At 72.0% G+C, this 14369-nt stretch carries 12 protein-coding genes and 1 tRNA gene; 9 read left to right on the top strand and 4 right to left on the bottom strand.

Annotated elements, in window-relative coordinates; all coding sequences use genetic code 11:
- Window positions 1-46: 46 nt before the first annotated feature.
- From OG408_RS08380 to OG408_RS08365, 4 genes are all read left to right on the top strand, one after another.
- The gene (locus tag OG408_RS08380) at window positions 47-1624 is read left to right on the top strand and encodes an APC family permease (protein ID WP_442806014.1); all 1578 of its coding nucleotides are present in this window, start codon (window positions 47-49) and stop codon (window positions 1622-1624) included.
- A 46-nt stretch (window positions 1625-1670) separates the two neighbouring features.
- Window positions 1671-3308: an amidohydrolase gene (locus tag OG408_RS08375; RefSeq protein WP_326669160.1), complete on the top strand. Its 1638-nt coding sequence runs from the start codon at window positions 1671-1673 to the stop codon at window positions 3306-3308.
- 148 nt (window positions 3309-3456) lie between these two features.
- Complete coding sequence (locus tag OG408_RS08370) at window positions 3457-4542, top strand: S-(hydroxymethyl)mycothiol dehydrogenase (protein WP_266776979.1); 1086 nt, start codon at window positions 3457-3459, stop codon at window positions 4540-4542.
- Entirely contained in the window at window positions 4542-5171 is a 630-nt protein-coding gene (locus OG408_RS08365) for an MBL fold metallo-hydrolase (RefSeq protein WP_326669157.1), read from the top strand. Before OG408_RS08370 ends, OG408_RS08365 begins: the two co-directional genes overlap by 1 nt.
- A 9-nt stretch (window positions 5172-5180) precedes the next feature.
- Here OG408_RS08365 and OG408_RS08360 read toward each other — a convergent pair whose 3' ends face one another.
- Window positions 5181-6116 carry a pseudouridine synthase gene (locus OG408_RS08360; protein ID WP_326669155.1) on the bottom strand — a complete coding sequence of 312 codons (936 nt, stop codon included), beginning with the start codon at window positions 6114-6116 and terminating at the stop codon, window positions 5181-5183.
- A 229-nt stretch (window positions 6117-6345) separates the two neighbouring features.
- Between OG408_RS08360 and OG408_RS08355 the strand changes: the two genes are divergently transcribed.
- On the top strand, window positions 6346-7407 hold the full coding sequence (locus OG408_RS08355) for a rhamnogalacturonan acetylesterase (RefSeq protein WP_326669153.1): 1062 nt from the start codon (window positions 6346-6348) through the stop codon (window positions 7405-7407).
- A 50-nt stretch (window positions 7408-7457) separates the two neighbouring features.
- On the opposite strand, the gene OG408_RS08350 is transcribed toward OG408_RS08355, so the two are convergent.
- Both OG408_RS08350 and OG408_RS08345 read right to left on the bottom strand, forming a co-directional pair.
- Entirely contained in the window at window positions 7458-10343 is a 2886-nt protein-coding gene (locus OG408_RS08350) for a glycoside hydrolase family 2 TIM barrel-domain containing protein (protein WP_326669151.1), read from the bottom strand.
- Window positions 10344-10490: 147 nt separating this feature from the next.
- Window positions 10491-10575, bottom strand: a tRNA-Leu gene (locus tag OG408_RS08345).
- Between the two features lie 183 nt (window positions 10576-10758).
- Between OG408_RS08345 and OG408_RS08340 the strand changes: the two genes are divergently transcribed.
- From OG408_RS08340 to OG408_RS08330, 3 genes are all read left to right on the top strand, one after another.
- Complete coding sequence (locus OG408_RS08340; RefSeq protein ID WP_266776968.1) at window positions 10759-12093, top strand: M20/M25/M40 family metallo-hydrolase; 1335 nt, start codon at window positions 10759-10761, stop codon at window positions 12091-12093.
- Between the two features lie 158 nt (window positions 12094-12251).
- Entirely contained in the window at window positions 12252-12485 is a 234-nt protein-coding gene (gene chpH, locus OG408_RS08335) for a chaplin ChpH (RefSeq protein ID WP_266776966.1), read from the top strand.
- A 138-nt stretch (window positions 12486-12623) separates the two neighbouring features.
- Window positions 12624-13400, top strand: coding sequence for a chaplin (locus OG408_RS08330; protein ID WP_326669148.1), 777 nt, complete (start codon window positions 12624-12626; stop codon window positions 13398-13400).
- Window positions 13401-13469: 69 nt separating this feature from the next.
- On the opposite strand, the gene OG408_RS08325 is transcribed toward OG408_RS08330, so the two are convergent.
- On the bottom strand, window positions 13470-13658 hold the full coding sequence (locus OG408_RS08325) for a DUF5703 family protein (RefSeq protein ID WP_136328229.1): 189 nt from the start codon (window positions 13656-13658) through the stop codon (window positions 13470-13472).
- A gap of 47 nt (window positions 13659-13705) precedes the next feature.
- On the opposite strand from OG408_RS08325, the gene OG408_RS08320 reads away from it, so the two are divergent.
- Window positions 13706-14365 (top strand): hypothetical protein, encoded by a 660-nt coding sequence (locus tag OG408_RS08320; RefSeq protein ID WP_266776962.1) that lies wholly within the window; start codon window positions 13706-13708, stop codon window positions 14363-14365.
- Window positions 14366-14369 lie beyond the last annotated feature (4 nt).

The following is a 14369-nucleotide window of genomic DNA, read 5'->3' as shown; positions in this document are numbered from 1 at the left end:
CACCTTATGACAACAGCGTTGACGTGTGGAACCCCCGAGGAGTTCGATGTGCCGCCATCGGGGCCGAAAAGCGCCCCTCGGTGAAGGAGCGACCGTGACGTCCTCTCGTACGCCCTACCGCGACGAACCACCCGCGGCGGACCCGGCACCCGCGGCCCTGCGCAAGAGCCTCGGCGTGGTCGACGGCTTCGCCATCGCCGCCTCGTCGACCGCGGCCACCACCAGCATCGGCATCGGACTCGGCGTCACCGCCGGCGCCGTCGGACTGCACCTGCCGATCATCATGCTGCTCGCCTTCCTGCCGATCCTGGGCATCGCGAGCGCCTACTCCCGGCTCAACCGGGTCGAGCCCAACATGGGCAGCGGCTACGTCTGGGCCGGCCGCTCCCTCAACCCCTGGCTCGGCTTCCTCGTCGGCTGGATCGGCATCGTCTCCACCGTGGTGTTCCTCGCCTACACCACCACCGTCACCGGCTCCGCGCTGCTCCAGCTCGCGGTCGAGGGCGGGCTGCACCGGGTGGCCGGGCTCCGGCTCGACCCGGACTCCACCGCCCAGGCGACCGCGCTCGGCATCGTCGTCCTGGTCGCCGTCACGTTCACCGCGATCACCGGCCTCCGCTCGGCCGCCACCTTCCAGAAGTACCTGCTCGTCTTCGAGTACGTCGTCCTGCTCGGCTTCTGCGGATACGGGCTGTTCGCCGGGCCGCACCCGTTCAGCCTGGACTGGATCAACCCCTTCACCATCCCCTCCGGACAGCAGCTCGCCCAGGGGCTCCTGCTCTCCGTCTTCTGCTTCTGGGGCTTCGAGTCCACGTTCAGCGTCACCGAGGAGATCCGTGACCCGCAGGACGCCTCCAAGGCCGGGTTCCTCACGCTGTTCACGATGCTGGGCCTGTTCCTGCTCGGCGCCTTCGCCTTCCAGCGCGTCCTGTCGCTCGACGAGCTGACCGGTCACGGCGCCCAGGGGCTCACCTACTTCGGCGACCGGCTGGCCGACCAGCCGCTCGCCGCGCTGCCGCTGATCGCGCTCACCTTCTCGGCCATCGCCTCGCTGCAGTCCGGGGTGATCCCCACCGTGCGCGGGATGTTCGCGATGAGCCGGGACCGCACGCTCGGACCGCTGTGGGCCAAGGTCAGCCCGCGGTACGGAACGCCCGCCGCCGGAACCGTCGTGATCGGCTGCGTCGCCGCCGCCATCGCCGTGCTCTCGCTCGTCATCCCGAAGGTCGGCGACCTGATCCTGGCCTCCGTCAACGCGATCGGCGTCGTCGTCTCGCTCTACTACGCCCTCACCGCGCTGGCCGCGGCCATGCGCTTCCGCGGCGCCCTGCGCGAGGGCTGGACCCAGGCGTTGCGCGCGGTGGTGCTCCCCGTGGCCAGCGCCGCCGTCCTGCTCGGCCTCGGCGGCTACCTCTGCTGGACGTTCTACACCTCCGCCGACCACTTCGAGGTCAGCCCCGACAACGGGTGGTTCATGCTCTTCTGCCCGGCCGTCATGCTGCTGACCGGCGTCGTCGCGGCCGCCTGGGCCAAGTGGGCGAGGAAATCCCCCTACTTCGTCACCGGCCGGTCCGTCGCCCCGGACGCGCCCGCGGAACCCGTCCCCGCCCCCGACCCCGCCTGACCCCCGTACCCGCCGACCCCGCCACCCCCCACGGAACGGAACCACCATGACCCGCACCCCCGCCGATCTCGTCCTCACCGGCGGCCCGGTCCACACCACGGACGCCGCCCGCACCCGCGCCACCACCGTCGCCGTCACCGGCGACCGCATCACCGCCGTCGGCCACGACGAAATACGCGAACTCATCGGCCCGCGCACCGAGGTGGTCGATCTCGCCGGACGCCTCCTGCTCCCCGGCTTCCAGGACGCCCATGTCCACCCGGTCACCGCCGGGCAGGAACTCGCGCAGTGCGACCTCACGGGCGCCGGCGACGCCACCGCCACCATCGCCGCCGTACGGGCCTACGCCGACGCGAACCCGCAACGCGAGTGGATCACCGGCGGCGGCTGGTCCATGGACGCGTTCGAGGGCGGCGCCCCCACCCGGCAGCAGCTCGACACCGCCGTACCGGACCGCCCCGCCTGTCTGCTCAACCGCGACCACCACGGCGCCTGGGCCAACAGCCGGGCCCTCGCGCTCGCCGGGATCACCGCACGGACCCCCGACCCGGCCGACGGCCGCATCGAACGCGACGAACGCGGCGAACCCACCGGCCTCCTCCAGGAGGGCGCCATGGACCTGGTCGCCCGCCACGCCCCGCGCTCCACCGCTGCCGACCGGCTCGCCGGCCTGCTCCGCGCCCAGCGCCACCTCCACGCGCTCGGCATCACCGCCTGGCAGGACGCCATCGTCGGCACGTACGGCTCGATGGACGACGTGGCCGACGCGTACCTCACGGCGGACCGCGACGGCACGCTCACCGCCCGCGTCACCGGAGCCCTGTGGTGGGACCGCGAACACGGCATCGAGCAGATCCCCGGACTCGTCGCCCGGCGCGAGGCGCTGACCGGCCGGAACTTCCGCGCCGGCACGGTGAAGATCATGCAGGACGGGGTCGCCGAGACCGGCACCGCGGCGCTCCTCGCCCCGTACCTCGACGCCTGCGGCTGCGCCACCGCCAACACCGGCACCAGCTTCGTCGACCCCGTGGAGCTGCGCCGGTACGTCACCGAACTGGACGCCCTCGGCTTCCAGGCCCACTTCCACGCCCTGGGCGACCGGGCGGTGCGCGAGGCCCTGGACGCCGTCGAGGCCGCCCGCACCGCCAACGGACACACCGACACCCGGCCCCACCTCGCCCACCTCCAGATCGTCCACCCCGACGACATCCCCCGCTTCCGCGCCCTCGGCGCCACCGCCAACATCCAGCCGCTCTGGGCCGCCCACGAACCCCAGATGGACGAGCTGACCATCCCCTTCCTCGGCGGCGAACGAGCCGCCCTCCAGTACCCGTTCGCCGCACTGCTGCGCTCCGGCGCCACCGTGGCGGCCGGCTCCGACTGGCCCGTCAGCAGCGCCGATCCGCTGCACGGCATCCACACCGCGGTCAACCGCGTCGCACCCGGCGCCGCCGGCCCGGTCTTCCTCCCGGAGCAGCGCATTTCCCTGACCGAGGCGCTCGCCGCGTACACGGCCGGCTCGGCGTACGTGAACCACCTGGACGACACCGGCAGCATCCGCGCCGGCGCCCTCGCCGACCTGGTGATCCTGGACCGCGACCCGTACGCCGCACCGCCCGAGGAGATCGCCGAAGCCCGGGTCCTGGCGACGTACGTGGGCGGCCGCCGGGTGTTCGGGGACTGACGGCGCGGGGTCCGCCCCGGAGTTACGGTGGTGCGGCCACGCGGCGCGCTCCCGCGGCCCACCCGCACCGCGTACGGTTGTTCCGATCGATCTCGGGAAAAGTCCTGAATCGATCTCGCGAAGAGTCGGGAAAAGGGAGACCACGGGAATGGCGCAGCACGTACAAGGGGTCATCGCACCGGGAAAGAACGAGCCGGTACGGGTCGAGACGATCGTGATTCCGGACCCCGGCCCCGGTGAGGCCGTGGTGAAGATCCAGGCGTGCGGCGTCTGCCACACCGACCTGCACTACAAGCAGGGCGGCATCAACGACGAGTTCCCCTTCCTCCTCGGCCACGAGGCGGCGGGCGTCGTGGAGTCCGTGGGCGACGGCGTCACCGACGTCGCACCGGGCGACTTCGTCGTCCTCAACTGGCGTGCCGTGTGCGGACAGTGCCGTGCCTGTCTGCGCGGCCGCCCCTGGTACTGCTTCGACACGCACAACGCCAAGCAGAAGATGACCCTGCTGGACGGCACCGAGCTCTCCCCGGCCCTCGGTATCGGCGCCTTCGCCGAGAAGACCCTCGTCGCCGCCGGCCAGTGCACCAAGGTCGACCCCGAGGTCTCGCCGGCCGTCGCCGGACTCCTGGGCTGCGGTGTGATGGCCGGCATCGGTGCCGCCATCAACACCGGCCAGGTCGGCCGCGGCGACTCGGTCGCCGTCATCGGCTGCGGCGGCGTCGGCGACGCGGCGATCGCCGGCGCCCGGCTGGCCGGCGCGGCGAAGATCATCGCGGTGGACATCGACGACCGCAAGCTGGAGACGGCGAAGAAGATGGGTGCCACGCACTCCGTCAACTCCCGCACCCAGGACCCGGTCGAAGCCATCCGCGCGCTCACCGGCGGCAACGGCGCCGACGTCGTCATCGAGGCGGTCGGCCGCCCGGAGACGTACAAGCAGGCCTTCTACGCCCGGGACCTCGCCGGTACCGTCGTCCTGGTCGGCGTCCCCACCCCGGAGATGCAGCTCGAACTCCCGCTCCTGGACGTCTTCGGCCGCGGCGGCTCGCTCAAGTCGTCCTGGTACGGCGACTGCCTGCCCTCGCGCGACTTCCCGATGCTCATCGACCTGCACCAGCAGGGCCGCATCGACCTCGGCGCGTTCGTCACCGAGACCATCGGCATCGGCGACATCGAGCAGGCCTTCGCCCGGATGCACGACGGAGACGTCCTGCGCTCGGTGGTGGTCTTCTGATGACCGCCCGCATCGACCACCTCGTCACCTCCGGCACCTTCGCCCTCGACGGCGGCGAGTGGGACGTCGACAACAACGTCTGGATCGTCGGCGACGACACCGAGGCCGTCGTCATCGACGCCGCCCACGACGCCGCCGCCATCGAGGCCGCGCTCGGCGGCCGTACGCTGCGCGCCATCATCTGCACCCACGCGCACAACGACCACATCGACGCGGCCCCGGCGCTCGCCGCGGCCACCGGCGCACCCGTCCTGCTCCACCCCGACGACCTGCCTCTGTGGAAGCAGACCCATCCCGGCCGGGCCCCCGACGGCGAACTGGCCGACGGCCAGGAGATCCGGGTCGCGGGCACCACCCTCACCGTCCTGCACACCCCCGGCCACGCCCCGGGCGCCGTCTGCCTGTACGCCCCCGAGCTGTCCACCGTCTTCACCGGTGACACGCTCTTCCAGGGCGGGCCCGGCGCCACCGGCCGTTCGTTCTCGCACTTCCCGACGATCGTCGCCTCGATCAGGGACCGGCTGCTCGCCCTGGACCCGGCGACCGCCGTCCGTACGGGACACGGCGACTCCACCACCATCGGCGCGGAGGCCCCGCACCTGGAGGAGTGGATCACCCGCGGCCACTGAGGCCGGGACTCACCCCTCCGGCCACGCGGAGAGCCGCAGCCCGCTCTCGAAGCGGCGCGGCCCTCCCGTGACCGGATCGGTGAACTCCAGCACCCTGGCGAGCAGTTGCAGCGGGTGCGAGAAGTCGTCGGGGGCGGCGTCGGCCTCGACCAGGGGATAGACGGGGTCGTGGACCAGCGGCAGCCCCAGGCCGTTCATGTGGACCCGCAGCTGATGGGTGCGCCCGGTGGCGGGCAGCAGCCGGTAGCGGCCGAGCCCGCCCCGGTGCTCCAGCAGCTCGATCCGGCTCTCGCTGTTCGGCTCGCCCGGCTCCTCGCGGGCGGCGATCACCCCGCGCTCCTTCACGATGCGGCTGCGCACCGTACGGGGGAGGACCAGCGCCGGATCGTACGGTGCCACCGCCTCGTACTCCTTGCGCACGAGCCGGTCCCGGAACAGCGTCTGGTACGCGCCCCGCTCCTCGGGCCGCACGACGAACAGCACGAGGCCCGCGGTCAGCCGGTCCAGCCGGTGGGCGGGCTGCAGCCGGGGCAGCTCCAGCTCGCGGCGGAGCCGGGCCACCGCCGTCTCGGTGATGTGCCGGCCGCGCGGGGTCGTCGCCAGGAAGTGCGGCTTGTCCGCGACGACCAGGTGCGCGTCCCGGTACACCACTCCGACCGGGAACGGCACCGGCTCCTCCGGGGCGAAGTCCCGGTGGAACCAGAGGTACCGGCCCGTTGTGTACGGCTCGTCGCCCGTCACCGCGCCCTGGGCGAAGACGAACCGGCCCCCGGCCAGCATGGCGTCGACCCGCTCCGCACCGATCGCGTCGCCGAACCGGGCCAGCAGATGGTCACGGACCGTCGGCCACCGCCCGTCCGGATCCTCCGGCAGCCGCACCCGCACCGGATCGACTCCGTCGCGCTGGGCCAGCGGTGACGGCGGGGGCTTCGCGCGCCCCCTCATCGGGACCCGCCGGAAGCGGTGGAGCTGGTTCTCATGGTGCCGGGAATCCTCCCACAGGGGCGGGGCCCGGCAGGCGGCAGCGGACTCCGGCCGGGCGGGACGCCGGCTTCGACGTATCGGTTCTCTCGGTTCTGAAAGGATTCAATGCATGGCTTCCAAGGGTAGAAAGCGCTTGCGCCCGTACGGGGAAGGTCCGTCCGGGCACCCGCAGCCCCGAAGGAGCCCCGCCGTGCTCACTGCACGCAGAACCGCACCAGCCCTGCTGACGGCCCTGGCGGCCGTGACCGCCCTCGCCGCGCCCGCCGTCGCGGTGTCGCCCGCCCCGGCAGCCGGCGCGGGCGCCCCCGCCGGGTGCACCGGAACCGCCCCGGTGGTCTGTCACTTCGACGTGGCCCCCGGCACCTACCGCGTCACCGCACGCATCGGCGGCGCGGCCGAAGGCCGTACGACGGTCACGGCCGAGACGCGGCGCACCGTGCTGGGGGAGACCCCGACCGCCGCCGGGCGGCAGGTGATCCGCTCCTTCACGGTCGACGTGCGCGAACCCGAGGGTGAACCCACCGGAGCGAGCGACAGCCCCGGGCTCGACCGCGCCTTCGGCGGCCCGGCCCCGCTCCTCGCGGGACTGCGCGTGACCCCGGCCGCCCGCACCCCGCAGCTGTTCCTGATCGGCGACTCGACCGTCTGCGACCAGCTCGGCAGCCCCTACACAGGGTGGGGCCAAGAGCTTCCGCAGTACCTCCGGGCGGGCATATCGGTGTCGAACCACGCCGACTCCGGGGAGAGTTCACAGACCTACCTCGACCAGCCCCAGCTCTTCCCCGCCGTCCGCCCGCTGATCCGCCGCGGCGACACCGTGCTCATCCAGCTCGCCCACAACGACAAGCAGACGACCGAGGCCGACTACCGGGCCAACCTCACCACCATGATCGACGCGATCCGGGCCGAGGGCGGCCGGCCGGTGCTGGTCACCCCGATCGTCCGCCGCTGGTTCAACACCGACGGCACGCTGGACAACGGCACCGCCCTGCTGGTCAACGGCCTCGGCGTCGACCTGCCCCAGCAGATCCGCCTCCTGGCCGCCGAGCACGGCGTGCCGCTCGTCGACCTGACCGCGCTCACCCGGCGACGCGTCGAGGAACTGGGACCGGACGCCTCGAAGGCGCTCTACCTCACCGACGAGAAGCGCGACAACACGCACACCTCCGAGCGCGGGGCGACGGAGTACGCGGCCATGGTCCGCGACGCGCTGCGCGAGGAGCACCTGCTGCCGGGCCGCCTGTTCCGCTGACCCGAGCCTCCTCCGCCCCGGCAGCCGCCGGGGCGGAGGAGGGTGCGGAATCAGCCCGTCGCCGAGAACACGAACGAGAACTCCGCCGGCGCCACGCCGAGCCGGTACTCGGGCAGCACGCCCGGCCCGCAGGACTGCGAGCCGATGCCCTGCAGCGCGTGGTCCAGGTTGACCCACACACGGTCCCCGGCCACCAGATCCGGCAGGTGCTGCGCCGCGTCCAGCTGTTCGCTCGTCCAGCGCCTGGCGGTGAACCAGAACGGCGTGCCGCCCTCCGCCCGCAGCCCCGCTCCGGCCGGGTCCGTCAGCTCGGCCCACCTGACGTCCACCCGGGCGCCGTTCTCCTGGGGCCTGACGTACGGCGTCTGGAGCGCGTCCACCTCCCTCTCCCACGTCCCGAGCATCGCGGCCGCCCGGGTGTCGGGATACGCCTCGCCCGGCCCACCGCCGGACCAGCGCGCACCGCCGTACGCGGCGGGCAGGGCGAACCGGATGCCGAGCCGGGGCAGCGGCACCGGCCAGTCGCCCTCCGGCACCACGGACACCGTCAGCCCGATCCGGTCCCCGGCGGCCGTCCACCGGTAGGTGGTGCACAGCCCCAGGTCCCAGCCGGCCGGCGCCACCCGGGTCCGTACGGTCAGCGCGTCCTCGCCCGTCTCGACCGCGTCGACGCGGTGCCGCATCCGGTGCAGCCCCAGCTCCCGCCAGCGCAGCCCGTACCGTTCGTCCGGCTGCCAGGCCGCACCGTTGTCGTTGTCGGTGGGCGCCCGCCACACGTCCAGCCGCAGCCCCTCCACCGGGACGCCGCCCACACGCACCGGCGCACCGGTCGCCGCGTCGAAGACGCCGGGGCCGAGCGTGATCACGCCACCGGACCGCACCGGCCGTTCACCGGCCGCCGGGGCGGCGGCGGGCGCGGCGCCCGTCTCCCGCTGCCCCCACGCCACCACGTGCCCGCGCCCGGCCCAGGCGGTGTCCGCGGCGAGCACCGCCCGTACCGTCCACAGGCCGTCGCCGGCGGCGTCGGGCGTCACCTCGGCCGAGGCGCCCGGCGCCAGCTCCGGCACCGCCAGGGTGCCCGAGGCGACGACCGCGCCGTCCACCTCGCGGGTCCAGACGAACTCCAGGTGCTCCAGACCGGTGAAGTCGTGGCCGTTGGTGACGGTGAACGAACCGGCCGCCTCGCCCGGGCCGATCCGCACCGGCTCGATGACCTTCTTGTACTCGACGAGCCCCGGGGAGGGCGTGCGGTCCGGGAAGAGCAGCCCGTCGCAGACGAAGTTGCCGTCGTGCAGCTCCTCGCCGAAGTCCCCGCCGTAGGCGAAACCGTGCTCGGGGTGGGCGAAGCCGTGGTCGATCCACTCCCAGACGAAGCCGCCCTGGCAGCGCTCGTACCGCTCGAAGAGCCGCTGGTACTCGCTCAGACCCCCCGGCCCGTTGCCCATGGCGTGCCCGTACTCGCACATGACGAACGGCATCGCGCGCCGCCGGGCGTCGAGCTCCGGGTCGCCCAGGGGCTCCTCCGACCGCTTGCCGATGAGCTCGACCTCGGCGTGGGTCGGATACATCCGGGAGTACACATCGACGTCCTTGCAGGAGAGGTCGCCCTCGTAGTGCACCAGCCGCTCCGGGTCCCGCCCCCGGATCCACCCGGCCATCGCGGTCAGGCCGCGGCCCGAACCGCACTCGTTGCCCAGCGACCAGATGATCACCGAGGCGTGGTTCTTGTCCCGCTCGACCATCCTGGCCGCCCGGTCGAGCAGCGCCGGGGTCCACCGGTCGTCGTCCACCGGGTTGTTGCGCCACTCCAGGTCGACAAAGCCATGTGTCTCCAGATCGCACTCGTCGATCACCCAGAGACCGAGCTCGTCGCACAGGTCGAGGAAGGCGGGGTGCGGCGGATAGTGGCTGGTCCGTACGGCGTTGATGTTGTGCTGCTTCATCAGGACGAGATCGCGCCGCATGGCCGGCAGGTCGACGGCCCGTCCCGTCTCCGGGTCGAACTCGTGCCGGTTCACGCCGCGGAACAGCAGCCGCCGGCCGTTGACCTTGACGACACCGTCCTCGACGACGACGGTACGGAAGCCGATCCGCAGCGGAATCCGCTCGCCGGGGGTCACCAGCTCCGCGTCGTACAGCCGCGGTGTCTCCGCGGTCCACGGTTCGACGGGCAGCGTCACCGGTTCGCCGGCGGCGGCATCGACACCCAGCTCGGGTACGAGGACCCGCCCCTGCGCCCCCTCGCACTCCACGCGCAGGGTTCCGGAGCCGTCCCGGTGGTCGTACCCGGCGTGCACGAAGAAGTCGCGGGCGGCGTCCCGCGGCCGGTGCAGCAGCGTGACATCACGGAAGATGCCCGGCAGCCACCACTGGTCCTGGTCCTCCAGATAGCTTCCCGACGACCACGCGTGCACCCGTACGGCCAGGACGTTCTCGCCGGACCGCAGCAGATGTCCCACGGCGAACTCGTGCGGCAGCCTGGACCCCTTGAAGTCGCCCAGCACCTCCCCGTTGAGCCAGACCCGGGCGCAGGACTCCACCCCGTCGAAGCGGAGCACCGTCTCCCCGCCCTCCGGCCGGTCCTCCGGCAGGGTGAACGTGCGCAGATGGTCGCCCGTCGGGTTCTCGTCCGGCACCCGGGGCGGATCGACGGGGAAGGGATAGACGACGTTCGTGTACGCGGGAGCGCCGCCCGCTCCCTGGAGCACCCAGTGCCCGGGCACCGCGACCGTCCCCCACGCCGAGGCGTCGAACCCCGGCCGGGCGAACGACTCGTCCTCGGTGCCGGCCGCGGGCGAGAGCCGGAAGGCCCACTCGCCGTTCAGGGACACGCGCCCGGCGTCGGAGGCCGCGAACCAGGCCCGGGGCGCGAGCCCGCCGGTACCCGGGGCGGGGTCCTCGTACCAGGGCAGCGTGTCGGTGTCGGTGCGGCTCATGCTTCTCCTCGCTAGGAAACGCCCTTCTCCGGAAGGACGTTAACTACGAATGAACCGTTTCAACAAGGGGTCGGCGCCGCCTCCCGGACCGAAGCCCGGGTAACGCGAAATGCCGACCAGGATCTCTCCTGATCGGCATCTGCTCTGTGTCCGAGGGGGGACTTGAACCCCCACGCCCGATAAAGGGCACTAGCACCTCAAGCTAGCGCGTCTGCCATTCCGCCACCCGGACAAGGTGTCTGTCTCGCGGGCCCGGCCCGTTCCGACGTGGAAAACCATAGCAAACATTGGGGGGTGCTCGATCACGCCCCGGTCGGTGTGACGGGCGTGTGACGAGGGGTGGGCGGCCTTGGGTACACGGGCCGGGCGCGGGAGGATGAGGGGGAGCACCACAGCGACAGTGGAAGGAACCAGCGTGAGCGAGACCAAAGCGGCCAGGCCCGGCCCGGGTGAGACCGCCGAGAACGAGGTCGTGGATCTCTGTCGTGACCTGATCCGGATCGATACCAGCAACTACGGAGACCACTCCGGGCCCGGCGAGCGGCTGGCCGCGGAGTACGTGGCGGAGAAGCTCGCGGAGGTCGGTCTCGAGCCGAAGATCTTCGAGTCCCACAAGGGCCGCGCCTCCACGGTGGCGCGGATCGAGGGCGAGGACCCGTCCAAGCCGGCCCTGCTGATCCACGGGCACACCGACGTCGTCCCGGCGAACGCCCACGACTGGACCCACCACCCCTTCTCCGGGGAGATCGCGGACGACTGCGTGTGGGGCCGGGGCGCGGTCGACATGAAGGACATGGACGCCATGACCCTCGCGGTCGTGCGTGACCGGATGCGCAGTGGCCGCAAGCCCCCGCGCGACATCGTGCTGGCCTTCCTCGCGGACGAGGAGGCGGGCGGGACGTACGGCGCCCGCTATCTCGTCGACAAGCACCCGGACCTCTTCGAGGGCGTCACCGAGGCCATCGGCGAGGTCGGCGGCTTCTCCTTCACGGTCAACGAGAACCTGCGGCTGTATCTCGTCGAGACGGCCCAGAAGGGCATGCACTGGATGCGGCTGACCGTGGACGGCACGGCCGGCCACGGTTCGATGACCAACGACGACAACGCGATCACCGAGCTGTGCGAGGCGGTCGGCCGGCTCGGGCGGCACAAGTGGCCGGTGCGGGTGACCAAGACCGTGCGCTCGTTCCTGGACGAGCTGTCCGACGCGCTCGGCACCCCGCTCGACCCCGAGGACATGGACGCCACGCTGGCCAAGCTCGGCGGCATCGCCAAGATGGTCGGCGCGACCCTGCGCAACTCCGCGGCGCCCACCATGCTCGGCGCCGGCTACAAGGTGAACGTGATCCCGGGGCAGGCGACCGCGCACGTCGACGGCCGCTTCCTGCCGGGGTACGAGCAGGAGTTCCTGGCCGACCTCGACCGGATTCTCGGCCCGCGCGTCAAGCGCGAGGACGTGCACGGCGACAAGGCGCTGGAGACCGACTTCGACGGCTCGCTCGTGGACGCGATGCAGATCGCGCTCAAGGCGGAGGACCCGATCGCCCGGGCGGTCCCGTACATGCTCTCCGGCGGTACGGACGCGAAGTCCTTCGACGACCTGGGGATCCGCTGCTTCGGGTTCGCCCCGCTCAAGCTCCCGCCGGAGCTCGACTTCGCGGGCATGTTCCACGGGGTGGACGAGCGGGTGCCGGTCGAGGGTCTGAAGTTCGGTGCGCGCGTGCTCGACCGCTTCATCGACAACAGCTGAAAGCCGGTGTCCCGTCGTCCTGTCGCCTTAATCGCCAGCTTGTGCGCATCTAACCGGAACGAGTGAAAGGGAAGGATCGCTCGTAGCCCGATTACTTCTTCCTCGTTACAGGTGGTGCGGTCCGCGGCTGGGACCGCATTTGCCAACTAGGAGGAATAATGATCAAGAAGATCGTCGCCGCTGCGGCTGTCACCGGTGGTCTGGTGCTCGCGGGTGCCGGCATGGCCGTCGCCGACTCCGGCGCCCAGGGTGCCGCTGTCGGCAGCCCCGGCGTGCTCTCGGGCAACGTCGTTCAGGTCCCCGTCCACGTTCCCGTGAACGTGTGCGGCAACACGATCTCCGTGATCGGGCTGCTGAACCCGGCCTTCGGCAACACCTGCGTCAACGCCTGACGTTGCGCGTCAACCCGTAAGGGTTTGAGCCCGCTCGGCCCCGGAGCGCACCCCATGTGCTCCGGGGCCGTCGGGTCCTTTGCCTCCGCACGGTCAAGTCCGGGGGTATTCCGGAAGGTAGAAGGCAGGAAACAACCTATGCGACAGGTCACGCGTAAAGGCCTGATCACCATGGCGGCTGCGGGCGGCGTGCTCGCGCTCAGTGGCGGTTACGCGCACGCCGACGCGGGAGCGTCCGGCGGCGCATCGAATTCCCCGGGGGTGCTTTCAGGGAATTCGGTACAGATTCCGGTCGAGGTACCGGTGAACGTCTGCGGTAACTCCGTGAGCGTCGTGGGACTGCTCAACCCGACCGCGGGCAACGCCTGCGGAAACGGTTCGGACGGTGCGGCCGCGGGCCGTCACGGTGCGACCGCCGGGTCCTCGGGCAGCCACGCGTCGGACAGGGGCCGGACGTCGGACAGCCACGCCCAGGGGATGCGGGCGGGCACCGGCAAGCACCGGGCCGTCCGCAGCGACGACGGGGGCGGGGCAACGGCCCGGGGCACCGCGCAGGGCTCGCCCGGTCTGCTCTCGGGCAACCAGGTCCAGGTCCCCATCGACATCCCCGTGAACGCCTGCGGGAACAGCGTGACCATCATCGGCCTGCTGAACCCCTCGCTCGGCAACTCGTGCGAGAACGACAGCACCCCGCCGGCCGTTCCGGTCACCCCGGTCACGCACGAGGCGCCGCCGCAGACGCCCGGACCGCGCACCATCCCGAACGCGCCCGAGCCGCAGACCCTGCCCGCGAGCGTTCCGCAGCTCGCACACACCGGTTCGGGCGGGCTCGACCTGCTCGTCCCGGCCAGTGCGGGTCTGCTGCTGGCAGGCGCGGGCACGGTGCTGTACCGCCGCGCCAAGGCCGCCGCCTAGCGACACGCAAGCAGCAGGCAGCACGGCGAAGGGAGCGGGCCCCGCAGCAGCGGGGCCCGCTCCGTCGTCTCACCAGGTGGCCCGCAGCTGGCGGATGATCCGCCGGCGCAGCCGCACCCGGCGGCTGCCGTCCAGGCGCAGCGTCAGTCGGTCCAACTCCCAGTGCCCGTACTCGGCATGGTCGGTCAACAGGCGGGCCGTCTCCTTCCGGGACACCCCGCGCGGCACGTACACGTCGACAAATTCGTATTCCGGCATCGCATCTATTGTGCGGGCAGAGCCCGTGTACGGATAGCGTCTGCCCTATGTCTGATGCTGCGCAGCCCACCGCTGCCGAGGTACGCGCCGCCGCCGATGCGGTCAAAGCCGCGATCGACCACCACCTCGCGGCGGTCGAACGCCGGTCCGGGGACGACGACCCCGCTGTCTACGACGCGTTCAACGCACTGGCCGCTGCGGCCGAGGTCTACGACGAACTCCTCTACGACCGTCACGACGAGGTCACCCCGTTCGAGATTCCGGGGGTGGAGGACTCCCTGCCGCCGTACAGCGGCCCCGAGGAGCCGAACGCGCTCAGTGTGCTGATCCGCCGCGACTACGCGGTGGCGGAGCCGCAGCGGCTGCTCGCGCAGGCGCAGCGGCTCGCCGACGTGGATCCGGACGACCGCGGCAGCGACGGCGCCGCGGTGGTCGGCAGCAGTGTCCACGCGGCGCTCGGGGTGCTCTTCGGGGAGTACGAGGCGGACGAGATCGCGTCCCGGCACACGGAGTTCGGCCTGGAGGAGGGTGACTCCACGCTCTGGGTCGCGGCGGTGGACGAGCTGCCGGAGCCGGGGGAGTGGCTCGGGGCCCCGTTCGACGACGCGGACCCGCAGCTGGTGGTCTGCCGCTTCGACGTCAGCGCCGTCTTCGACGAGGACGATCTGGACGAGGAACTGGACGGACTGGCCAAGGGCAGGAGCTGATCCC

The organism is Streptomyces sp. NBC_01257, assembly GCF_035917255.1.
Lineage (GTDB): Bacteria > Actinomycetota > Actinomycetes > Streptomycetales > Streptomycetaceae > Streptomyces.
Note: the sequence above shows the minus strand (reverse complement) of the source record. Positions and strands in the feature narration are given on the sequence as shown.